Source organism: Kitasatospora albolonga (assembly GCF_039535905.1).
Lineage (GTDB): Bacteria > Actinomycetota > Actinomycetes > Streptomycetales > Streptomycetaceae > Kitasatospora > Kitasatospora albolonga.
Window position 1 is genome coordinate 91,996 of sequence record NZ_BAAAYB010000143.1, and the last position, 21,544, is coordinate 113,539.

The 21,544-nt window shown below is 73.6% G+C and carries 20 protein-coding genes and 1 pseudogene; 13 read left to right on the forward strand and 8 right to left on the reverse strand.

Annotation, left to right across the window (positions count from 1 at the left end; genetic code table 11):
- Positions 1-242 precede the first annotated feature (242 nt).
- Together ABD946_RS35085 and ABD946_RS35090 are read left to right on the forward strand one after the other, a co-directional pair.
- A complete protein-coding gene (locus ABD946_RS35085) occupies positions 243-2,132 on the forward strand; it encodes a glycoside hydrolase family 3 protein (RefSeq protein ID WP_345289727.1) in 1,890 nt (629 codons plus the stop codon).
- A 32-nt stretch (positions 2,133-2,164) separates the two neighbouring features.
- Entirely contained in the window at positions 2,165-4,348 is a 2,184-nt protein-coding gene (locus ABD946_RS35090; protein ID WP_345289728.1) for an RICIN domain-containing protein, read from the forward strand.
- Positions 4,349-4,375: 27 nt separating this feature from the next.
- On the opposite strand, the gene ABD946_RS35095 is transcribed toward ABD946_RS35090, so the two are convergent.
- The gene (locus ABD946_RS35095) at positions 4,376-5,098 is read right to left on the reverse strand and encodes a hypothetical protein (protein WP_345289729.1); all 723 of its coding nucleotides are present in this window, start codon (positions 5,096-5,098) and stop codon (positions 4,376-4,378) included.
- A gap of 201 nt (positions 5,099-5,299) precedes the next feature.
- On the opposite strand from ABD946_RS35095, the gene bioB reads away from it, so the two are divergent.
- The 7 genes from bioB (at position 5,300) to ABD946_RS35130 (ending at position 13,530) form a co-directional block, all read left to right on the forward strand.
- Positions 5,300-6,520 (forward strand): biotin synthase BioB, encoded by a 1,221-nt coding sequence (gene bioB, locus ABD946_RS35100; protein ID WP_345289731.1) that lies wholly within the window; start codon positions 5,300-5,302, stop codon positions 6,518-6,520.
- A gap of 16 nt (positions 6,521-6,536) precedes the next feature.
- Positions 6,537-7,811 (forward strand): adenosylmethionine--8-amino-7-oxononanoate transaminase, encoded by a 1,275-nt coding sequence (locus ABD946_RS35105; RefSeq protein WP_345289732.1) that lies wholly within the window; start codon positions 6,537-6,539, stop codon positions 7,809-7,811.
- A gap of 22 nt (positions 7,812-7,833) precedes the next feature.
- Positions 7,834-8,574, forward strand: coding sequence for a dethiobiotin synthase (gene bioD / locus ABD946_RS35110; protein WP_345289733.1), 741 nt, complete (start codon positions 7,834-7,836; stop codon positions 8,572-8,574).
- Positions 8,575-8,595: 21 nt separating this feature from the next.
- Entirely contained in the window at positions 8,596-9,912 is a 1,317-nt protein-coding gene (locus ABD946_RS35115) for a YncE family protein (RefSeq protein ID WP_345289734.1), read from the forward strand.
- 229 nt (positions 9,913-10,141) lie between these two features.
- Positions 10,142-11,251 (forward strand): hypothetical protein, encoded by a 1,110-nt coding sequence (locus tag ABD946_RS35120; RefSeq protein ID WP_345289736.1) that lies wholly within the window; start codon positions 10,142-10,144, stop codon positions 11,249-11,251.
- Positions 11,252-11,633: 382 nt separating this feature from the next.
- Positions 11,634-12,242, forward strand: a complete 609-nt coding sequence (locus tag ABD946_RS35125; protein WP_345289737.1) for a hypothetical protein — start codon at positions 11,634-11,636, stop codon at positions 12,240-12,242.
- Between the two features lie 136 nt (positions 12,243-12,378).
- Positions 12,379-13,530, forward strand: a complete 1,152-nt coding sequence (locus ABD946_RS35130; protein WP_345289738.1) for an alpha/beta hydrolase family protein — start codon at positions 12,379-12,381, stop codon at positions 13,528-13,530.
- Positions 13,531-13,559: 29 nt separating this feature from the next.
- Here ABD946_RS35130 and ABD946_RS35135 read toward each other — a convergent pair whose 3' ends face one another.
- Positions 13,560-14,285: a hypothetical protein gene (locus tag ABD946_RS35135; RefSeq protein ID WP_345289739.1), complete on the reverse strand. Its 726-nt coding sequence runs from the start codon at positions 14,283-14,285 to the stop codon at positions 13,560-13,562.
- Positions 14,286-15,037: 752 nt separating this feature from the next.
- On the opposite strand from ABD946_RS35135, the gene ABD946_RS43160 reads away from it, so the two are divergent.
- Entirely contained in the window at positions 15,038-15,115 is a 78-nt protein-coding gene (locus ABD946_RS43160) for a 50S ribosomal protein bL37 (protein ID WP_380149272.1), read from the forward strand.
- Positions 15,116-15,179: 64 nt separating this feature from the next.
- Here the strand turns inward: ABD946_RS43160 and ABD946_RS35140 are convergent, their stop codons facing one another.
- Complete coding sequence (locus tag ABD946_RS35140; protein WP_345289740.1) at positions 15,180-15,506, reverse strand: deoxyxylulose-5-phosphate synthase; 327 nt, start codon at positions 15,504-15,506, stop codon at positions 15,180-15,182.
- 92 nt (positions 15,507-15,598) lie between these two features.
- Between ABD946_RS35140 and ABD946_RS35145 the strand changes: the two genes are divergently transcribed.
- The gene (locus ABD946_RS35145; RefSeq protein WP_345289741.1) at positions 15,599-16,102 is read left to right on the forward strand and encodes an isochorismatase family protein; all 504 of its coding nucleotides are present in this window, start codon (positions 15,599-15,601) and stop codon (positions 16,100-16,102) included.
- Between the two features lie 7 nt (positions 16,103-16,109).
- Here ABD946_RS35145 and ABD946_RS35150 read toward each other — a convergent pair whose 3' ends face one another.
- The 3 genes from ABD946_RS35150 to ABD946_RS35160 form a co-directional block, all read right to left on the reverse strand.
- Entirely contained in the window at positions 16,110-16,778 is a 669-nt protein-coding gene (locus ABD946_RS35150) for a class F sortase (protein ID WP_345289742.1), read from the reverse strand.
- A 90-nt stretch (positions 16,779-16,868) separates the two neighbouring features.
- The gene (locus ABD946_RS35155) at positions 16,869-17,180 is read right to left on the reverse strand and encodes a hypothetical protein (protein ID WP_345282796.1); all 312 of its coding nucleotides are present in this window, start codon (positions 17,178-17,180) and stop codon (positions 16,869-16,871) included.
- 235 nt (positions 17,181-17,415) lie between these two features.
- A complete protein-coding gene (locus tag ABD946_RS35160; protein WP_345282798.1) occupies positions 17,416-17,847 on the reverse strand; it encodes a GNAT family N-acetyltransferase in 432 nt (143 codons plus the stop codon).
- Positions 17,848-18,120: 273 nt separating this feature from the next.
- Between ABD946_RS35160 and ABD946_RS43165 the strand changes: the two are divergent.
- Together ABD946_RS43165 and ABD946_RS35170 are read left to right on the forward strand one after the other, a co-directional pair.
- Positions 18,121-18,453 (forward strand): annotated as a pseudogene (locus tag ABD946_RS43165) (class I SAM-dependent methyltransferase); the annotation flags it as partial.
- A gap of 52 nt (positions 18,454-18,505) precedes the next feature.
- Positions 18,506-18,790 carry a class I SAM-dependent methyltransferase gene (locus ABD946_RS35170; protein WP_345289745.1) on the forward strand — a complete coding sequence of 95 codons (285 nt, stop codon included), beginning with the start codon at positions 18,506-18,508 and terminating at the stop codon, positions 18,788-18,790.
- An 824-nt stretch (positions 18,791-19,614) separates the two neighbouring features.
- Here ABD946_RS35170 and ABD946_RS35175 read toward each other — a convergent pair.
- Both ABD946_RS35175 and ABD946_RS35180 read right to left on the reverse strand, forming a co-directional pair.
- Positions 19,615-19,902 (reverse strand): hypothetical protein, encoded by a 288-nt coding sequence (locus tag ABD946_RS35175; protein WP_345289746.1) that lies wholly within the window; start codon positions 19,900-19,902, stop codon positions 19,615-19,617.
- Between the two features lie 877 nt (positions 19,903-20,779).
- Positions 20,780-21,052 carry a hypothetical protein gene (locus ABD946_RS35180; RefSeq protein WP_345289747.1) on the reverse strand — a complete coding sequence of 91 codons (273 nt, stop codon included), beginning with the start codon at positions 21,050-21,052 and terminating at the stop codon, positions 20,780-20,782.
- Positions 21,053-21,544 lie beyond the last annotated feature (492 nt).

Genomic DNA, 21,544 nt, shown 5'->3' on the forward strand with positions numbered 1-21,544 from the left:
GCGGACATTCAAGCACCGCCGCACGGACGGCGGGTAGCCCCGCGGCACACACTCTTCAACAGTTCATCGAGGGCCGTGGCCACACCCTGGCGGCCCGTCAGCTGACCAGGCATTACTTCACGGTTAAGTTCAAGTCCTGAAAAAAGAGCGCCCCGACCCCTTACCAACGCTTTCGGGACTCTGCTTACATGCTCCTGACATCGCACCTCCGGCACCCCACCCAGGACTGGAGAGACATCCGCATGCACCGGCGCCCCCTGCTCGGCGGAGCCCTGCTCGCCGCCGCCACCATCGCCGCATCCGCCCTCCCCGTCAGCGCCTCGGCAACCCCCGGCCCGGCCTACCGGGACTCCCGGAAACCGGTCGAACGCCGGGTCGAGGACCTGCTGGCCCGGATGACCCTGACCGAGAAGATCGGCCAGATGACCCAGGCCGAGCGCAACGCCGTCGACGGCGACCCGGCGAAGATCACCACCCTGGCCCTCGGCTCCCTGCTCTCCGGCGGCGGCTCCACCCCCGCCTCCAACACCCCGGCCGCCTGGGCCGACATGGTGGACGGCTACCAACGCCGCGCCCTGGAGACCCGGTTGGGCATCCCCCTGCTCTACGGCGTGGACTCGGTGCACGGCCACGGGAACCTGGTGGGCGCCACCGTCTTCCCGCACAACATCGCGCTCGGCGCCACCCGCGACCCCGAACTCGCCCGCAGGGCCGCTCACATCACCGCGATCGAGACCCGCGCCACCGGCCCGCAGTGGGTCTTCGCCCCGTGCGTCTGCGTGGCCCGGGACGACCGCTGGGGCCGCACCTACGAGAGCTTCGGCGAGACGCCCGAGCTGGTGAGCTCGATGGAGACCCAGATCGACGGCTTCCAGGGCACCCGCGGCTCCCAACTCGACCGCCCCGACCGGGTGCTGGCCACCGTGAAGCACTACGCCGGCGACGGCTCCACCGCCTACGGCTCCTCGGCCGGCAGCTACAAGCTGGACCAGGGCGTCACCGTCACCTCCCGCGAGCGCTTCCGCCGGATCGACCTCGCCCCGTACGTCACGGCGGTGCAGCGGCACCGGGTCGGCTCGATCATGCCCTCCTACTCCAGCGTGGACTGGACCGAGGACGGCCTGGGCAACCCGGTGAAGATGAGCGCCAACCACGAGCTGCTCACCGAGGTGCTCAAGCAGAAGACCGGCTTCGACGGATTCCTGATCAGCGACTGGGACGCGATCAACCAGCTCCCGGGCGACTACCCGACGCAGGTGCGCACCGCGGTCAACGCGGGGATGGACATGTTCATGGTCCCGTACAGCGCCGAGAAGTTCGAGCAGGCCCTGCTCACCGAGGTGAACGAGGGCCGGGTGGCGCCGTCCCGGATCGACGACGCCGTCCGCCGGATCCTCCGGGCCAAGTTCGAACTCGGCCTGTTCGAGCACCCGTTCACCGACCGGCGGTACCAGTCCGCCATCGGCTCGCCCGAGCACCGGGCGGTGGCCAGGGAGGCCGTCGCCAAGTCCCAGGTCCTGCTGAAGAACGAACACGGCGCGCTGCCGCTCAGGCGCACCGACGCCATCTACGTCGCGGGCGTCAACGCCGACGACCCCGGTAACCAGGCCGGTGGTTGGACCGTCACCTGGCAGGGCGCCCCCGGCGACACCATCCCCGCCACCACCATCCTGGAGGGCATCCGGGAGTACGCCCCCTCCGCCGTGTACAGCGCGGACGCCTCGGCGCCCGTCGGCGGTGCGAAGGTCGGCGTCGTGGTGGTCGGCGAGACGCCGTACGCCGAGGGCATGGGCGACGTCGGCAACAACGGGCACACCCTGGAGCTCTCCCCGGCCGACCGGGCGAACGTCGACAAGGTCTGCGCCGCCGTACCCACCTGCGTGGTGCTGGACGTGGCGGGCCGTCCGCAGATCGTCACCGGCCAACTCCCGGCCATGGACGCCTTCGTGATGTCCTGGCTGCCCGGAAGCGAGGGCGGCGGGGTGGCCGACGTGCTGTTCGGCGAGCGCCGCTTCTCCGGGAAGCTCCCGGTCAGCTGGCCGCGCAGCGAGGCCCAGGAGCCGCTGAACGTCGGCGACCCGTCCTACGACCCGCTGTTCCGCTACGGCTTCGGCCTCACCGCCGGCCGCTGATCCCGCCCATCGACCCAGGAGCCCCCACCTCCATGAACCAACGACAACGGCGTTACGGCATAAGGCTGTTGACCGCCGCCACGCTGCTCGCGCCCGCCTCCGTGCTGGCTCCCACCGGCGCCGAGGCGGCCACCCCCACCGGCTGGACCACCGTGGTCAACCGCAACAGCGGCCGCTGCGTGGACGCCGCGGCGGCCGCCACCGCCAACGGCACCGCCGTCCAGCAGTACTCCTGCAACGCCACCACCGCCCAGCAGTGGCAGCTGCTGCCCACCGACGGCGGCCACGTCCGGATCGCCAACGCGAACGACTCCACCAAGGTCTGGGACGTCACCGGCGTGTCCGCCGCCGACGGCGCCAAGGTCCAGCTCTGGACCTGGGGCGGCGGCACCAACCAGCAGTGGCTGCCGGTGGACGAGGGCGGCGGCTCCTACCACTTCGTCAACCGCAACAGCGGCAAGTGCCTGGACGTGCCGTCCGCCTCCACCGCCGATGCGGTGGTGCTCCAGCAGTACACCTGCAACGGCACCGCCGCGCAGTCCTTCTCCTTCGGCGCCGGCGGCGACCCGGGCAACCCCGGCAATCCGGACCTCGGCCCGAACGTCGCCGTGTTCGACCCCTCGATGCCCGCCGCCACCGTGCAGGCCAAGCTGAACGCGGTCTTCCAGCAGCAGGAGACCAACCAGTTCGGCACCCAGCGCCAGGCCCTGCTCTTCAAGCCCGGGACGTACAACGTCGACGCCAACGTCGGCTTCTACACCCAGGTGGCCGGCCTCGGCCTCACTCCCGACGCCGTCACCATCAACGGCGGGGTGCACGCCGAGGCCGACTGGTTCCAGGGCAACGCCACCCAGAACTTCTGGCGCTCCGCCGAGGGCCTCTCCGTCAACCCGCCCTCCGGCACCGACCGCTGGGCGGTCTCGCAGGCCGCCCCCTACCGCCGGATGCACGTGCGCGGCAACCTCCAGCTGGACGACGGCGGCTGGTCCAGCGGCGGCCTGCTGGCCGACAGCCTGGTCGACGGCCAGGTCCGCTCCGGCTCCCAGCAGCAGTGGCTCTCCCGCAACTCCCAGTGGGGCAGCTGGACGGGCTCCAACTGGAACATGGTCTTCGTCGGCGACGTCAACGCCCCGGCCAACACCTTCCCCAGCCCGCCCTACACCACCGTGGCGCAGACCCCGGTGGTCCGGGAGAAGCCCTTCCTGTACGTGGACGCGGCCGGGGCCTACCGGGTCTTCGTCCCGTCGCTGCGCACCAACTCGGTCGGCACGTCGTGGAGTTCGGGCAGCCAGGCGGGCAGCTCACTGCCGATCGACCAGTTCTTCGTGGTCAGGCCCGGTGCCACCGCGGCCCAGGTCAACGCCGCCCTCGGCCAGGGGAAGAACCTGCTCTTCACCCCCGGCGTCTACCACCTCGACCAGACCCTGAACGTGAACCGGCCCGACACCGTGGTGCTCGGCCTCGGCCTGGCCACCCTGATCCCGGACAACGGCATCGCCGCGATGACCGTCGCCGACGTGGACGGGGTGAAGATCGCCGGAGTGCTCTTCGACGCCGGCCCGGTGAACTCCCCCGTGCTGCTCCAGCTCGGCCCGGCCGGCTCCACCGCCCGGCACACCGCGAACCCGGCCTCCCTGCACGACGTGTTCTTCCGGATCGGCGGCGCGGGCGTCGGCCGGGCCACCCAGAGCCTGGTGGTGAACAGCTCCGACGTGATCGGCGACCACACCTGGATCTGGCGCGCCGACCACGGCAGCGGCGTCGGCTGGACGGCCAACACCGCCGCCACCGGACTGACCGTCAACGGCACCGCCGTCACCTTCTACGGCCTCTTCGTCGAGCACTACCAGCAGCACCAGGTGGTCTGGAACGGCAACGGCGGCCGCACCTACTTCTTCCAGAACGAGATGCCCTACGACCCGCCGAACCAGGCCGCCTGGCAGAACGGCGCGACCCGCGGCTACGCCGCCTACAAGGTGGCCGACTCGGTGACCTCGCACGAGGCCTGGGGCCTGGGCAGCTACTGCTACTTCAACGTCAACCCGGGGGTGGTGGCCGAGCACGCGATCGAGGCGCCGAACCGGAGCGGGGTGCGCTTCCACGACATGGTGACCGTCTCGCTCGGCGGCACCGGCACCATCGCCCACGTGGTGAACTCCACCGGCGGCCCGTCCAACTCCGCCACCAACGTCGCCAACCTGGTCAGCTACCCCTGAAGCCCGTGACGCGGCCTCAGGGCCGGGTCAGAGCCAGATGAAGGGCGCCCGGGCCGTGTACCCCACGGCCCGGGTGGCCTCGTCCAGGGCGGCGGGCGCCGCGGTGGAGGCCGGGTCGGCGAAGCGCGAGGAGGTGACGGTCAGGTAGTGACCGACCGCGTCCACCTGGACGCTGGTCTGCTGCTGCGCGCCCGGGAGGGGGGCCGGCGAGCCGGACGGCGTCGGCAGGACGCCCGGGTCCGGCGGCACGAAGGCGATCGCCTCGGCGTTGGGGACCAGCGCCTTCTCGGCCTGCTGCGCCGACCCCTCGTCGGGGAAGCGCAGCACCGTCACGCTGCTCAGCACCTGGTTGCCGTCCTGGGTGTAGCTGACCGAGACGTAGGAGAGGCAGTTGGTGTCCTTGAGCACGTCCCGGCCCTTGTCGGCCAGCACCTCGGCGCAGGCCTGGCCCTGGCGGGCCGCCGTGCGGCGGGCCTTGAAGCCGCCGTTGTCGACCGCCCGGCCGACGGGGAAGTAGCGCTCGACGGTGAAGAACTGCTCCTCCGTCAGCGGCTGGGTCGGCGGACCGGCGTCGGCCGGCACCGCGCTGAGGCCCTCCTTGGTGGTCCGTCCGGCGCCCGGGAGCCAGTCGCCCGACTCGGCCACCACCACGCCCACGGCGACGGCCACACCGCCGACGGTGCACAGGGCGATGATCCGGCGGCGGCGGCCCCGGACCCGGCGGCTCTGGCGCTCCCCCTGCGTGGTCATGGCGCAGATTCTAAGCGGATGATCCGACCACGTCCGCACCCGGGTCGCCCGCCACGCCGCGCCCGGCCGCCCGGTGGCGCGGAGCGGATCGCCCGATGATCGCCGGATGGCGGAACTGTGACAACTCGCACACCTCCGAGGCCCTGTTCTTGGTGGGTTCCCTCTGGCGCGGGGCGACGTCGCCCGGGCAGGATCAAGGCCATGGATCTGCTCGACACCCTCACCGCCAAGGGCCTGCGCCGGGAACTCCCCACCCGGGAGGAGGCACTGGCCGTACTCGCCACCACCGACGACGAGTTGCTGGACGTGGTCGCGGCCGCCGGGCGGGTGCGCCGTCAGTGGTTCGGCCGGCGGGTCAAGCTCAACTACCTGGTGAACCTCAAGAGCGGCCTCTGCCCCGAGGACTGCAACTACTGCTCCCAGCGGCTCGGCTCCAAGGCGGAGATCCTCAAGTACACCTGGCTCAAGCCCGAGCAGGCGGCCGAGGCGGCCGCCGCCGGTCTGGCCGGCGGTGCCAAGCGGGTCTGCCTGGTCGCCAGCGGCCGCGGCCCGACGGACCGCGACATCGACCGGGTCGCCGACACCATCGCCGCCATCAAGGACTCCAACGAGGCCGTCGAGGTCTGCGCCTGCCTGGGCCTCCTCTCCGACAACCAGGCCGAGCGGCTGAAGGCGGCCGGGGCCGACGCCTACAACCACAACCTCAACACCTCCGAGGCCACCTACGGGGACATCACCACCACCCACACCTACGCGGACCGGGTGGACACCGTCCAGAAGGCGCACGGCGCCGGCCTCTCCGCCTGCTCCGGCCTGATCGCCGGCATGGGCGAGAGCGACGAGGACCTGGTCGACGTGGTCTACGCGCTGCGCGAGATCGGCTCCGACTCGGTGCCGGTCAACTTCCTGATCCCCTTCGAGGGCACCCCGCTGGCCAAGGAGTGGAACCTCACCCCGCAGCGCTGCCTGCGCATCCTCGCCATGGTCCGCTTCGTCTGCCCCGACGTCGAGGTCCGGATCGCCGGCGGCCGCGAGGTGCACCTGCGCTCGATGCAGCCGCTCGGCCTGCACATCGCCAACTCCATCTTCCTCGGCGACTACCTCACCAGCGAGGGCCAGGCCGGCCAGGCCGACCTCGACATGATCGCCGACGCGGGCTTCGTGGTGGAGGGCGCGGGCGAGGCCACCCTGCCGCGGCACCGCTCCGAGGCCGCGGCCGGCGGCGGCTGCGGCTCGGTCTGCTCGACCGACTCCGAGGCCTCGGAGGACGCCCACGGCTGTGGCACCGGCGGTGGCTGCGGCCCGTGCGGCGGTCACGCCGCCCCCGTGCCCGCCCAGAGCACCCCGAACGACGAGCCCCAGCCCGACCTGGTCCGGGTCCGCCGCCGCGGCGCCGGCACCGAACTGGCGCCCAACGCCTAGGAACTGACGCTCCCCCATGCACAACCTCCTCGACCTCGACCGCGCCCACGTCTGGCACCCGTACGGCCCGATGCCCGGCACCTCCACCCCCTACGTGGTGGAGTCCGCCTCCGGTGTCCGGCTCCGGATGGCGGAGCCGGTGGCCGGGCACCACGAGCTGATCGACGGCATGTCCTCCTGGTGGGCGGCCGTCCACGGCTACCGGCACCCGGTGCTGGACGCCGCGGTGACCGACCAGCTCGGCCGGATGAGCCACGTGATGTTCGGCGGGCTCACCCACGAGCCGGCCGTCCGGCTGGCCTCCCGGCTGGTGGAGATCACCCCGGAGCCGCTGCGGCACGTGTTCCTCTCGGACTCGGGCTCGGTCGCGGTCGAGGTCGCGATGAAGATGTGCCTGCAGTACTGGCGCTCGATCGGCCGCCCCGCCAAGCAGCGTCTGCTGACCTGGCGCGGCGGGTACCACGGCGACACCTTCCACCCCATGTCGGTCTGCGACCCCGAGGGCGGGATGCACAGCCTCTGGGGCGGGGTGCTGCCGGGTCAGGTCTTCGTCCCCGAGCCGCCGGTGGAGTTCGAGCAGGCGTACGCGGACCAGCTGGAGCAGGCGGTCGCCGAGCACGCCGACACGCTCGCCGCGGTGATCGTCGAGCCGGTGGTGCAGGGCGCGGGCGGCATGCGCTTCCACTCCCCGGAGTACCTGCGGGTGCTGCGCGAGGTCTGCGACCGCCACGACGTGCTGCTGGTCTTCGACGAGATCGCCACCGGCTTCGGCCGCACCGGCGAGCTCTTCGCCGCCGACCACGCGGGCGTCTCCCCCGACGTGCTCTGCCTGGGCAAGGCCCTGACGGGCGGTTACCTCTCGATGGCCGCCACCCTGTGCACCTCCCGGATCGCCGACGGGATCAGCCGGGGCGAGGTCCCCGTGCTCGCCCACGGCCCGACCTTCATGGGCAACCCGCTGGCCGCCGCCGTCGCCAACGCCTCGATCGAGCTGCTGCTCTCCCAGGACTGGCGCACCGAGGTCAAGCGGATCGGAACCGGCCTGCGGGACGGACTCGCCGAGGCCACCGCCGTCCCGGGCGTCAAGGACGTCCGGGTGCTCGGCGCGATCGGCGTCGTCCAGCTCGACCACCCCGTCGACATGCGGGCGGCCACCGAGGCCGCCGTCCGCGAGGGCGTCTGGCTGCGGCCGTTCCGCGACCTCGTCTACACCATGCCGCCGTACGTCACCTCCGACGCCGACCTGGCGCGGATCACGGCCGCCGTGACCGCCGCCGCTGCCGCCGGCTGACTCCTTCTTCGTTGAGGCTCCTGTGAACACCCGTCAGACCCGCCGCCCCGGCACCGTCCTGTTCGTCACCGGCACCGGCACCGAGGTCGGCAAGACCGCCGTCACCGCGGCCGTGGCCGCGCTCGCCCCCTCGGTGGCGGTGCTGAAGCCCGGTCAGACCGGCGTCCTCCCCGGCGAACCGGGGGACGCCGAGGAGGTCGGCCGACTGGCCGGCCCGCACGTGACCCTGCGCGAACTCGCCCGCTATCCCGAGCCCTTGGCCCCCGAGACCGCCGCCCGGCGCTCCGGTCTGCCGGCGCTGACGGCCGCCGAGGCCGCCGCCGAGGCCGCTTCGCTGGCCGCCGACCACGACCTGGTCCTGGTCGAGGGCGCGGGCGGCCTGCTGGTCCGCTACAACCCGGCCGGGGAGACCCTCGCCGACATGGCACTGGCCACCGCGGCGCTCGGCCTGGAGATCCAGGTCCTGCTGGTCGCCACCGCCGGCCTGGGCACCCTCAACACCACCACCCTCACCGCCGAGGCGCTGCGCGCCCGTGGCCTGGCCACCCTAGGCGTGGTCATCGGCAGCTGGCCCGCCGCCCCCGACCTCGCCATGCGCTGCAACCTCGCCGACCTCCCCACCGCCGCCGGCGCCCCGCTGCTCGGCGCCCTCCCGCACGGCGCCCCGGACGCGCCCTCCTTCTCCGCCCTCGCCGAGTCCGCCCTCGCACCCGCCCTCGGCGGCCTCTGGGACGCCGCGAAATTCGCTGCCGATCACGCCTGAGGCCGTGTTCTACTCGCCCCCGTGAACGATCCACGGGGGACCACCGCCGCGCCCGCCTGCGGCCATCACCTGACGTCGGCACCGGTCCCGGTCTGCGAGCACCTGCTCACCACGACCGAACCGCTCTACCAGTACGTGCACTTCACCGGCGACGGCACCGGCCAGGCCCGGGTCTGCCAGGACTGCGTCCCGCCGACCGACGTCGGCCCGATGGTCCGGGTGACCCCGCTCTGTGCCCCCTGTGCCGACGCCGCCACCCGCGGCCTGCTCGGCACCCGCGGCCACCCGGGCCCGGTGGAACGCCCGCGCCCGACCGACCCGACCGTGGTGCGCTCGCCGCTGCCCACCGCGCTCGGCCCGGTCACCGACCTCGCACCCGGTGGCGCGGCCGGCGGCTGGCTGCTCCTGCTCACCGACGGCACCCTCGTCCGCTGGCACCCCGGGGACGAACACTGGCAGGAGCTCGCCCGCACCACGGTCGCCCTGCCGCCGGACGCACGGACCTGGGGCGACATGGTCCCCGCCCTGCGGCTGCACGCCGGCGCCGACGGCCGGTACGCCGCCGTGGTGCAGGATCACGTGGACGAGGAGTCCCTCGGCCAGGTCCTCGACCTCACCACCGGCGCCGTCACCATGTCCCTGTCCGGCGGCACCTACAGGACCTACACCGTCCCGTTCTCCCTCGCCTTCACCGAGCACCAGGGCCGCACCCTGCTGGTCCACCGCACCGACTGGAACCGCCTCGACGTCTCCGACCCCGCCGACGGCACCCTCCTGACGGACCGTGAGCTCGACGAGGACCGCTCCCTCGACTACTTCCACGGCGCCCTGCACGTCAGCCCCGACGGCCGCCGGATCGCCGACGACGGCTGGATCTGGCAGCCCGTCGGCGCCCCGTCCCTCTGGAGCCTGCACCACTGGCTCACCGAGAACCCCTACGAGAGCGAGGACGGCCCCAGCCGGCGCGACCCCCTCCAACCCGACTACCTCTGGAACCGTCCGATGGTCTGGCTCGACGGCGAGCGCCTCGCCCTCGGCGGCCTCGGCGACGACAGCGCCTGGCTCCGCCCCGGTGCACTGGTCCTCCACGTCGACGACCTCGCCGGTGCCCTCAACACCCCCCTCCGCCTCACCGCCTTCGCGGGCCCCGACGGCCCCTTCTTCGCGGTAGACGGCCTCCTGTACGCCGCCACCCCCGAAGGCCTCACCGTCTGGGACCCCACCGACGGCGCCCGCCTGGCCACCGTCCCCGGCTTCCACCCCACCCACCACCACCGCCCCGCAGGCGAGTTGGCCTCCCTGGTCGACGGCGCCCTGCACCGCTGGACGATCAACTGACACCGGCGCGATCTCCTCGCCCCCGACCGTGACTCATGATCGACAGCGTCGTTGATCTTCTTCGGGGGCAAGGGAAGACCCGGATCCGAATCCATCACCGCAGCGGCACTCCGTCGCGACCGCGGCATGCCCCCTTCTGCCAGGAATCCGTCACACGCGGGCCGTTGGGCCCCAGGGGGTTGTCATCGTCATGCTTCCCGCACTCCACTCCACGAGTCCGCCGCGGACCGTGCCCGACCGCGAGCACGCGCTCCGGCTCCTCGACGCGATGGTCCGGCAGGCCGGTGCCCGGCCGGACCTCGCCGATCCGGCGGACGCCGCGGCCCTCAGCCTCGCCGCCGTCGAGCGGGCCTTCGGTCTGTACGAGGGCCGGATCACGCCCGACCTGCCGGCCGACCGGGCCTTCGTGGTGCCCAGCCTGATCAGCCGTCACGACCCCACCCGGGGCCCCGAGATCCACCACCTGCTGCCACTGCTCGACGCCCGGTACGGCGTCACCCCGAGCTGGGGCCAGCACCTCCTGGCGGCCCTGCCGCCCCTGGTGCTGGCCGACTACGGAGCACACGCCGGACACCGCGGGGTCGTGCTGCAGGCCCCGGTCACCGCGGACCTGGTCACGGACCTGACCCCCGAGGCGTCAGCGGAGCGGATCTCGGGCATCGTCCGCGACACAGTCGACTTAGCACGGAAACGATTCGGCGCCCACGTGGTGGGCCTCGGCGCCACCCTCCCGGCGCTGACCCGCTTCGGGCGCGACGCGGTCCCCCGCGGGGTCGGCGCGGCCGTGCCGGGCAGGAACGTTCCGGCCGTCACGACCGGCCACGGCGGCACCGTCCACCTGATCCGGTCCCTGACGCTCGACGTCCTGGACTCCGTCGCCGTCGGCGGCGGTCCGCTGCGGATCGGCGTGATCGGAGCGGCCAGCTCGATCGGCGGCTCCGTCCTCACCACCCTGCTCGCCGCCTTACCCGACACGGCCTTCCTCGCCTGCGACCGGCCCACCCGGCTGGGCCGGGTCGACCGAGTGGTCCGGGCGGCGGGCGGCGAGGCCCGCACGCGCGTCACGGCCGACGTGGGAGAGGTCCTGCGGACCTGCCGGGTGACCGTCAGCGCCATCACCGAAAGGCTGGACCTGGACGAGCTCGTACCGGGCGAGGATCTGACCGGGCACGTCCTCATCGACGACAGCCGGCCCAGCTGCGTGGACCGCGAGCAGTGGCACAAGCGCGGCGCCCGGTTGCTGTGGCCGATCGGCACCGGTACCCCCCGCGCCGGGACCGCTCCACCGGCGCGGGGACTACCGCTACGGACCGGGCATCGGGCTGCTCAACTCCCATGACCTGTGGGGCTGCGAGGCCGAGGCCGCGGTCCTGGCCCTGACCGGGGACGTCGGGGCCGCCCTGACCGGACCGGTCTCCCCCGAGGCGGCCGCCCGGATCGGCCGGCTCTGCGACCAGGCCGGCGTCGGCACGGCCCAACCGCAGTCGCACGCCCTCCCCACCCCGCTCACCCTCTCCGCCCCCGCCCCCGCCCGCCTCGTCCTGCCGCGCCCCGCGCGCGAGCGGACCGCGCCGCGGTCCTCGCTCCTCCTCCGACCGCGGCCCTCGGGCCAGGAGGGCCTGGAACGGATCACCACCCTGCCGGCCATCGCCACCCTGGGAACCGACCAGCACCTGGACGGCGGCGAGTGGATCGCGAAACTCGGCGAGGACCGCGTCTTCATGATGGGCGACAACCCGGCGCTGCCCGTGATGCCCGACCGGCCCACGCTCGCCGACTTCTTCCGCCTGCGGCTCGCACAGGACCGCTTCACCGCCCTGCACCTGATCCACAGCGCGCGCCGCGCCCGCGACCTGGACCTGGGCGACACGGTCGTCACCGCCTGCCTGCTGCACGACATCGCCGTCGGCGGTCTGCTGCGCAGTCACCACGGCCACTGGGGCGCCCAGTTGGTCGCCCCCTACGTCAGCGAGGAGATCGCCTGGGCGATCCGCCAGCACGAGATCCTCCGCTTCTTCCCCGACCCCGCCGTGGGCTACGACTACCCGGACGCCTACAACGCCTTCTTCGGCCCCGACTACCGCCCTCCCGGGCACGTGCGCCGCGCCTACCGGGACGTGCGCGCCCACCGGTGGTACATGACGGCCCGCCTGATCACGCTCAACGACGTCTACACCTTCGACTTCGACCCGGCCGAGGAGATCGACATCAGCGAGTTCGAGGACACCCTGGGCCGGTGCTTCCGGCAGCCACGCGAAGGCCTCGGCTTCGACGGCTCACCGGTGGCCCACATGTGGCGGACCATGATCTGGCCCAACAACTTCCTCTGACCGCGCTCGCCCCCGGCGATGAGCCCGGGCACCCACCGTCAGACCGTGGGTGGAGCCGGGGGGTCATCCGAGCGGATGACCCCCTTCCTCCGCCGAGTTGACGTTCCGTCAGAGACGGCCGCATAGGTTCGAAGGCATGAACCCACGCCTCACCGCCGCCGCCACCCTGACCCTCGCCCTACTGCTCCCGCTGCCGTTGGCCGCCACCGCCTCGGCCGCGCCCGGCCCGTCCGCCACGGCCACCACGCCCGTGCGGACCCAGCTCGAACTACCGCGCCCCACCGGCCCGTTGGGGGTCGGCGAGGAGGTGCTGCACCTGGTGGACCGCAGCCGGGTGGACCAGTGGGCGAAGGCCGGCCCGCGCGAGCTGATGGTGACGATGTACTACCCCGCCCGCCAGGGCACCGGACGTCCGGCGCCGTACCTGCGGGTGGAGGAGGCGCGGCGGCTGCTCGCCTCGCGCGAGCTCCAGGACGTCGTCGACCCGGCCGTGGTGGCCGCCACCAGGACGGCGGGGCGCACGGATGCCCGGCCGCTGAGCGGGACGTACCCGCTGGTGGTGCTCTCCCCCGGATTCGGCGTCCACCGGGCCACCCTGAGCTCGCTGGCCGAGGACCTCACCTCGCGCGGCTACCTGGTCGCCCTGGTGGACCACGCGTACGAGAGCGTCGGCACCGCCTTCCCGGGCGGCCGGCTGCCGGAGTGCCTGGCCTGCGAGCAGGCCGAGACCGTCGGCTACGACAAGGTGACCGACGGCCGGGCGAAGGACGTCTCCTTCCTGCTCGACCGACTGACCGGCCGTCACCCCGCCTGGCGCTACGCCGGGATGATCGACCGCGAGCGGATCGCGATGGCCGGCCACTCGATAGGCGGCGCCTCGGCCGCCTCCACCATGGCGGCCGACCCGCGGGTGAAGGCCGGGGTCGACATGGACGGCTCGCTGATGACCCCGCCCGCGAGCGACGACCGGCCGTTCCTGCTGCTGGGCGCGGCCGAGACCACGCCGGGCCACGAGCCGAGCTGGGACGCCAACTGGAGCCGGTTCGGCGGCTGGAAGCGCTGGATCACCTTCACCGGCTCGGGCCACTTCACCTTCAGCGACTACCCGGCCCTCGGTGACCAGCTGGGCCTGCCCGACCCGGACTACCCGCTCTCCGGTGCCCGCTCGGTGGAGCTGACCAGGCGCTATGTCGGCGCCTTCCTCGACCTCCACCTCAAGGGCCGCCCGCAGCCGGTGCTCGACGGCCCGCGCCCGGACGCCCCGGAGGTGCTCTTCCACACCCCCTGAGCGCCCGGGCCGGGTCTACCGACGACGGGTCAGAACGCCGAGGTGTAGGCGGTGAAGAACCGCCCGGTCACCGGGCTGCCGCTGCCGTTGAAGCAGATCGGGTAGAGCGTCAGGGTGCTGCCGCTGCGGTTCCAGGGCATGGCCTCGCCGCAGTAGTCCGGGCCGGGACCGAAGGCGGTGGTGTGCGAGGTGTCCGGGGCCTGCGCCACCCCGGGCATGGTCACCGAGTACGGGACCGACCCGGCGAGGGAGTTGACCGCGCCGACCGAGTTGAAGCTGGTCGCGGCCGGGACGCCGCCGTTGTACCAGAGGTGGCCGAAGTACTTGGGCGGGAAGGCCGGGCCGTGCACGGCGCGCTTGACCGAGTAGCTGAGCGTCCAGCGGGTGTCGTACGGGTTGTTGGCCGCGTCGAAACAGGCGACGATCGCGGTCTGGCCGCTGGCGGCCGGGTACCAGTCGGCCACCTTGCAGCGGGCGCCCTGCACGCCGTCCACCGCCGTCACCTGGAAGTTGCCGAGCGGGGTGGCGGCGCCGAGGCCGGGCAGCCAGGCCTTCCAGATGCCGGTGGAGCCGTGGCTGACGGTGTTGGCCCCGCCGGAGGAGTTGTACTGGGTGATCACCGCGCCGGTGGGGGCGGAGTAGGTGTAGCCGTAGCCGCCGCCCGCCGGGGCGGGGACCCCGCTGCTGGTGGTGTAGAGCGCGGTGAACAGCGAGTTCACCGGGATGCCGCCGGGCTTGTAGCACAGGACCGTCACGTCGAGTCCGGTCCCGACCGGGCCCCCAGCCCTTCACCTGGCACCAGCTGCCGGTGCGACCGACGGCGGTGGCGTGGGCGATCCCGCCCGGGCCAGCGATCAGCGGGAAGTGCACGACGTACTGGCCGACACCCACCTGGTCGACCTTGACCGGGTTGGCGCCCGGCGACGGCCAGCTGCCCCACTGGCGGGTGGTGTCCGGGACGTAGGCGGGCGGCGGGGTCGCGTTGTCCAGGAAGGCGAAGCCGTAACGGTCCGGTACGGCGGCCGCGGCCGGGGAGGCGGTGGGCAGGGTGGCGGCGAGGAGCGCGGCGAGCACGCTCACGGCGAGCAGCGCGGATCTGACCACGCGCGAGAACAGGCGTAGCGACATGCGGGTACCCCCTGGGTGGTGGTGGCGGACGGTCTCCGTCGACACCCGGGCCCGGCTGACGGTGCGTCACACCCTAGGAGCGGAGCCCCTGTTGGCCTAGACCTCTGGCATGCGCCGGCCGGTCGCTTGTCGGCCTTTCTGCGGCCCGCCCCATCCGCCGCTCCCCGCCCCACCCGTCCCTGCGCACACCGCCACCCGTACACCTGCGCCACACCATCCACCCTTCTCCCCCGCGTGACCGTCACCGGACGGCCGGAACCGGCCGGTCCCCCTCCGCTCACGCCCCGTCACCCGCACAGCGGCGCCGCCTCGCCGACCTCTCCCGCCCGTGCGAGGTTGAACGGAGGACCGGCAGACCGCACCGAGAGGAGCAGACGCGATGTCTTCCAAGCGACGCCGCAAGAAGAAGGCCCGCCGCAAGCACGGCGCCAACCACGGCAAGCGGCCCCAGTGCTGAGCACCGTGTGAGACGGACCGGCCGTGCCACCCCCTCCGGGAGGGGGTAGCACGGCCGGTCCGCGTCAGAGCCCGTATCGCACCAGCGCCTCCGCCGCCGGGCGGCCGGTGCGGCGGGCGTGGACCAGCCGCTCCCGGACCTCGGGGACGGAGCGGGGGCGGTAACCGGGGCCGCCGCAGCAGGACTTGTGGAAGCGGACGCCCGCGTGCAGCAGCACCGAGAGGACCCGCCAGGCGGCGGTGTCGCGTCGGCGGGGGGCGGCGAAGGCCGAGCCGACGTGGATCAGCGGCTCGGCGCAGCGCGGGCAGCGGCGCTCGTGGGCACCCTCGTACGGCTGCTTGTACGAGGCCCGGCAGGGCAGGCAGACGTAGCTGGTCTTCGCGTGGGACATGGACAGGAGCGTAGGCCGGACCGGCCGGCGGATCGACGGGTTTTCCCCTGCCCCGCCGGGGCCGAACGCCGCGCGGCCCCTATGCTCGGCCCGTGAACACCGCCCTGGTCCTGATCGACCTGATGCCCCGGATCGTCGCGCTCCCGCTCGCCCCGTACGAGGGCGAGCAGGTGCTGGCCCGCTGCCGCCGCCTCGCGGAGGCGTTCCGCGTACAGGGGCGGCCGGTGGTGCTGGTGCGGGTGGACCGCCCCGGGGTGGCCGAGCAGCCGCCCGGCAGCGGCTTCGCCGAGGGCCTGGTGCAGCCCGGGGACGTCACCGTGGTGAAGCACACCGTGGGCGCGTTCCAGGGCACCGGCCTGGACGCGCGGCTGCGCGAACTCGGCGTCGGGACGGTGGTGTTGGGCGGCCTGGTGACCACCATGGGGGTGGAGTCGACGGCGCGGGCGGCGAGTGACCTCGGCTACGAGGTGGAGTTCGTCGCGGACGCCATGTCCGGCTTCGCGGCCGACGAGCACGAGTTCGCCGTCGGCCGGATCTTCCCGCGCTTCGGCGAGGTGCGGCGGACCGCCGACTACACCGATCCGACGGGCGGCTGACCGGCCGTCACGGCCGCTGCTCCAGGTGGGCGTAGACCACGGTGTTGTCCTGGTAGCCGCCGTGGGCCCGGTCGTAGCGGCCGCCGCAGGTGATCACCCGGAGCTCGGGCCTGGGGGCCGGGGCGTAGACCCGGTCGCTGGGGAAGGCCTCGCGGGGGTGGTTGGCGACCTCGTCCACCACGAAGCGGGCCGTGCCGCCGTCCGTCCGGTCGACCAGGACGGCCTGACCGGGCGTCAGGGTGGCCAGCCGGTACAGCGCGGCGGGGCCGCGTACGGTGTCGACGTGCCCGGCGAGCACGGCGGTGCCGGTCTCGCCCGGGCTGGTCCCGGCCGCGTACCAGCCGGCCAGCGCGGTCTCCTCGGACTCCGGCGGCTGGAGCGACCCGTCCGTCCCGAGGGTCAGCTCGACCAGCGGGACGTCCACGTCCAGCTCGGGGATGCGCAGCCGCCGGGGCACCGACCGGGCCATCCCGTGCACCGGCGCCGGTACGGCCGGCACCACCACGACCGGGACGGGCGCGGCGGCGGGCGTCCCGGGCACCGGCGGCAGCTCGGACGAGGCGCCCAGCCCCACGCCCCAGGCGCCCAGCGCCAACAGCGCCGAGGCCAGCGCGAGCACGCCCGGCGCCCGGCGGCGCCAGCCCTCCCGCCGCTCTCGTCCCATGGCAGTCGCCATCCGGGACCCTCCTTCTCCCTCGCCGCTCCTGTGGCACGACGGTCCGACACCGCGCCACCCGCCCTAACGCGACGGTCTCGGCCGGTACCGCTACCGGCTCTGACGCCGCCTAAGCACCACGGCCCCGCCCGCAGCCAGCACGGAGGCGGAGCCGAGGCCCACCGCGAGTACCGTGCGACCGCTGTCCGGCACCGGTCCGCTGCCCGCCCGCACCGGGCCGTGCGGCAGGGGCGCGGCCGGACCGGACGGGACCGACGGGGCCGGGGTGGTCAGCGGGGGCGGGGTCCCACCGGGGACGGTGGAGCTGTGGTCGGACTCGGTCCGGGCGGCGGCCGGGCCGGCGAGCGGCAGCGCGCTCACGGCCAGCAGGGCGGCGGCCCCGGCGAGGGTGGATATGCGCATGTCCCGGACTCCTGCGGGTGTGGCTACTCGTACCTGATCTCACCGTACGTACTCCGGCCACTACCACCAGTCGGGCTGCGCCGCCTGTGCGAGCGCACGCCAGGGGCGCACGTCCGCCACGCCTCCGCGCCGCCGCACCCCTGACGCCCCGTCCGACGACGCCGCACCCCGAGCGGCGCGGAGCGGACGTCGCCCCCTCGCCGTGACCGACCCGCGGGGAGATCCGGGGGGCCGCTCAGCCCAGCGGCTTCACCCAGCGGGTCCAGGCCGGCTCGGGACCGTAGCCGGCCGCCCGCCAGGCGTGCTGCCCGAGCTCGTTGTGGTCGAGCACCATCGCGTCGGCCCGCCGGCCGCCGAGTGCGGCGAACCGCTCCTCCACCGCGGCCAGGAGTGCGGCGGCGATGCCCTGCCGCCGCTGCTCCGGGTCGACCGCGAGCCGGTAGAGGTGACACCGCCAGCCGTCGTAGCCGGCGATCACGGTGCCGACCACCGCGCCGTCCCGTTCGGCGACGATCAGCGCCTCCGGGTCACGGGCGATCAGGCGTCCGACCCCCTCGGGGTCGTCGGTGATGCTGGTGCCCTCCGCAGCCCTGGCCCAGAAGGCCAGCAGGGCGGGGATCTCGTCGGGGTCGGCGGGGCGCAGTCGTAGGTCGCTCATGACGGGCATGTCTAGCAGCGCCGACCCACCCGGACGAGCGAATTCCAGCTGGTGGGACGGTCCCTTGCGGCCCCGGTGCGCCTCGTGCGCGCGGCAGCCGCGCTGCCTCCGTGCTGCCGCTGTGCTGCGGCTGTACGACGGACACGTGACGCGCACGTGACGGGCCGTCAGATGCCGTAGGGTCTGGGTCACCCCCGACCGCCCCGGGCCCTGCTGCGGCCGGTCGGCGAGGTGGCGGACCCGGCGTAGGATCCGGGCACCGGTGAGAGGAAGGCGCGGAGCATGGGTGTGGCCACGGTGGACGAGCAGGCCCTGCGGGGGTTCGTGCGGGAGCAGACCGAGCTGGCGCCGGTGCCGTTCGTGCCGGAGGTGCGGCTGCACCAGGCCGCCTCGGCCATCTCGCTCTGGGAGCACACCGAGGAGAGCAAGGGCCAGGCCGACCTGCCGCCGCCGTTCTGGGGTTTCGCGTGGGCCGGCGGCCAGGCCGTGGCCCGCTACGTACTGGACCACCCGGAGGTGGTGGCGGGCCGTCGGGTGCTGGACCTGGCGGCCGGTTCAGGGCTGGTCGCGGTCGCGGCCGCGCTGCGCGGCGCGGCGGAGGTGACGGCGGCCGAGATCGACGCGTACGCGGTGGCCGCGATCGCGCTCAACGCCGAGGCCAACGGGGGTGCGGCTCGACGCCGTCCTGGCGGACCTGCTCGGCGGGGACGGCGGACCGGCCGAGGTGGTGCTGGCCGGGGACGTGTTCTACGAGCGGGCGATGGCCGAGCGGGTGCTGCCGTTCCTGACCCGGGCTCAGGAGCGCGGCGCGCTGGTGCTGGTCGGCGACCCCGGGCGGGCCTACCTGCCGCGCGGGGCCTTCACCGAGGTGGCGGTCTACCAGGTGCCGACGGCGGCCGACCTCGAGGACAGCCGGGTGAAGACCACCACGGTCTGGCGCCTCGGCGGCTGACGCCCCGCCACCACTCCCCCGTCGCTGCCCCGTCACGTCCGTGCGCGGTCACGTCCGTGCGCGGCCGCGACCGCGCACCGTCGCGCACCGCCGCGTTCCGGCGCCCGCCGTTCGGGCCCGGCCGACCCCGCCGGGCGACGGGGCCTACGTACCGTTTCGATACCGAACCGGTGATGAGCTGCGGAAACGCTCGCGGGCCGAGGTCGCTCCGAGTAGCATCCGGCTCACGCCCTCCGGCGCCGTACCCCGTGTCGCGCTGCCCGGTGGGCCCACCCGTGGGGGCCCGGACAGTGTCGCCCGCGTACTCCTTCACGCGTGCCGGTGCAGTCGCGCGTGAGACGGCGGAAGGGCAGCGACTTGGCGGATCGGCTCACCGGAGGGGACTCCTCGCTGCTGCGTCGGATCAACGCCGCGGTCCACCCTGCGGGCGCTAGATGTTCGCGGGGAGGGAGTCGGGGATCTCCAGGGTCGACGGGTTCTCCAGCCGGCGCCGGACGTCCTTGTCCGACCGGCCGCCCGGGGTGCACGGCCGCCCACTGGGTGAAGAAGCCGTCACTGGCGAAGTAGGACTTGTCGCCCGCCGCCTTGTAGTTCTCCATCATCAGCGCGGAACCGCGCCCGTCGGCGTCGAAGCCGTACGCGTTGGTGAACTGGGCGCCCTTCTTCGGCGCGCCGTCGGAGGTGCTGCCCTCCTTCTGCTCGAAGTCGCTGGTCTGCTGCTCGACCTGGTGGTACTTGAGCGGCGCGGACCCGCCGTCCTGCAGGAAGCCGTTGACCAGCTTCGAGTTCGGGAAGGTGCTGTGGTCGGCGTACCCGCCCCTCCATCAGCCCGGCGAGGGTGGACACCCGGCGCGGACCGCCGCCTGCACCTCTGCCGGGGTGCGGGTGTCGTTGGCACCGAAGTGCTCGCGGAACTCCGGGTCGGGCGTCATGCCCGGCAGCGTCTGCTCCCGGCCGTCGACGGCCGAGGCCCAGACCTTCCAGTCGCCTGCGCGCCGGTCCGGCAGGGCGCCCGGCTCGGCGGGCCAGGAGGTCTTCTTGCTGGTGTCGACCCCAGTGCGGCCCGCCCGGCTTGCCGTCCTGCGGGGGCAGGTTGACCAGCGCGAGGGCATGGCCCTCCGCGCCCTCCTTGCCCACCATGACGGTGGCGAAGGCACCGGGGCCGCCCTGCTTCACCTTGTCGATCAGGGAGTCGACGGGCCGGCTGGCCCGTGCCGAACAGGTGCGGGACGTCGTGACGCTTGTTCAGCATCGAGGCCACGCCCAGCTCCGCCTCGCCGGTGAAGGTCTGCCCCGAGGGGCGCGGGCGGCCCGAAATGGGTGTCGCGGTACGCCTCGACGCCCTCCAGGCAGTTGTGCAGGTCGCTGCCGGGAACGGAACCCGGGCGGCGGCGTCACCGGCACCTTGTGCGGGTCCACCAGGCCGAGCAGTTCCTTGGTCGGCTGCGGGAACTTCGCGCCCTGGGTGTGCTGCGCCAGGGCGTCGTACTGCGCGTCACTGGCCGGCAGGTAGCCGCGGCCCATCAGCACGGCGTCGCTGTTCTCGTACGCCGGGGTGCGCCGCCACTTGTCCGGGGTCTCGTCCGGTTCCTCGTCCCGGCCGCGCTTGCGGCCGGTGCCGTTCCCGTGCCCCGGCGCCGGCTGGTCCGGCGGGGGCGTCCCGTCCGACGGGGAGGCCGGTGCCTTGGGCAGCCGACCCGTCGGGGACCGCGGTGGGCGTCACCCGGCCGAGGGACCGGGCGGCGTCTGGCCCGGCGAGCCGAAGCCCGCGGCGGGGCGGCACCTGGGCCCTGGCCCGCCGGTGCGGCATCGGGCGGTCGTCACCGGCGCCTCCTGCTGCCACGTCGAGCCGCAGGTGGAAGCTGCCGTTGGCCTCCCGGATCACGGTGACCCGGCTGATCTCCATCCGCTCGCCCTCGCGGCGGGCCGGCCACGTCGTTGAACTGGTCGACGATCTCTGCTTGGTGCTGGAGCCGTTCTGGGTCTCCGTCAGGAGGCGGGCGGCCTGCTCCGGGGTCGCCACGCGGTTGTACGGCCCCGCGTCCGGACCCCATGATCGCGACGAGGGCGGCCTTTCGCCGGGGTGCCCGAGATGTTCTGCCGGTAGATCGAGTCCGGCAGACCGGACGGCACCGCCACCGGCTGCTTCCCGAGCTGCTTCGCCACGTCCTTCTGCTTGATCCCGTCCGCCCCGTTCTGCTGCGCCAGGGCGTCCACGGCCTGCCACTGCGTCAGGAACACGTCGCTGGCGAAGTACGGCACGCCGTCCTTGATCCGGACGTTGTTCGCGTCCTTCTCCCCGTTGTAGCGGTAGCTCTCGACCGCGACGGGCGAAGCTGCGCCCGTCGTCGGTGTACCCGACGCGGTCTTGAACTTCGCCCCGGCCCAACGGCGCCTGGCTCTCCGGGCTGGTCGGGTGCGGCACGTAGCCGTCGGAGGTCATCTCGACGTCGAACATCGAGACCACCGTCGACGTGTTCCATCGAGCTGTCGGCCTTCAGCGCGAAGACGTTCTCCCGGCCGCTTGACCACCATCACGTCGGTCTCGTCGACCCGGCCGAGGTAGCCGTTCATCCGACCGTGCGCCTGTCCCCCTTCGCGCTCCGGTCCGGGGACCCGAAGCCGGAGACCTGCTCGGTCGAGGTCGACCGGGGCGCGCCGTCCCCTCGGCCGGAGCCGGAGCGGCCGGTGCGGTCTTGTCGACGTCGAAGCGCAACTGGTAGTTGCCCTGGGCGTCCTGGAGCACCGCCACGC

Excerpts from the sequence above, each read along its gene's own strand:
- ABD946_RS35150 (WP_345289742.1), bottom strand. The coding sequence starts at position 16,778 with ATGGCGACTGCCATGGGACGAGAGCGGCGGGAGGGCTGGCGCCGCCGG.
- ABD946_RS35155 (WP_345282796.1), bottom strand. The coding sequence starts at position 17,180 with ATGCGCATATCCACCCTCGCCGGGGCCGCCGCCCTGCTGGCCGTGAGC.
- ABD946_RS35105 (WP_345289732.1), top strand. The coding sequence starts at position 6,537 with ATGCACAACCTCCTCGACCTCGACCGCGCCCACGTCTGGCACCCGTAC.
- ABD946_RS35085 (WP_345289727.1), top strand. The coding sequence starts at position 243 with ATGCACCGGCGCCCCCTGCTCGGCGGAGCCCTGCTCGCCGCCGCCACC.
- ABD946_RS35125 (WP_345289737.1), top strand. The coding sequence starts at position 11,634 with ATGATGGGCGACAACCCGGCGCTGCCCGTGATGCCCGACCGGCCCACG.
- bioB (WP_345289731.1), top strand. The coding sequence starts at position 5,300 with ATGGATCTGCTCGACACCCTCACCGCCAAGGGCCTGCGCCGGGAACTC.
- ABD946_RS35090 (WP_345289728.1), top strand. The coding sequence starts at position 2,165 with ATGAACCAACGACAACGGCGTTACGGCATAAGGCTGTTGACCGCCGCC.
- ABD946_RS35095 (WP_345289729.1), bottom strand. The coding sequence starts at position 5,098 with ATGACCACGCAGGGGGAGCGCCAGAGCCGCCGGGTCCGGGGCCGCCGC.
- ABD946_RS43160 (WP_380149272.1), top strand. The coding sequence starts at position 15,038 with ATGTCTTCCAAGCGACGCCGCAAGAAGAAGGCCCGCCGCAAGCACGGC.
- ABD946_RS35140 (WP_345289740.1), bottom strand. The coding sequence starts at position 15,506 with ATGTCCCACGCGAAGACCAGCTACGTCTGCCTGCCCTGCCGGGCCTCG.
- ABD946_RS35160 (WP_345282798.1), bottom strand. The coding sequence starts at position 17,847 with ATGCCCGTCATGAGCGACCTACGACTGCGCCCCGCCGACCCCGACGAG.
- ABD946_RS35130 (WP_345289738.1), top strand. The coding sequence starts at position 12,379 with ATGAACCCACGCCTCACCGCCGCCGCCACCCTGACCCTCGCCCTACTG.
- ABD946_RS35175 (WP_345289746.1), bottom strand. The coding sequence starts at position 19,902 with ATGCCCTCGCGCTGGTCAACCTGCCCCCGCAGGACGGCAAGCCGGGCG.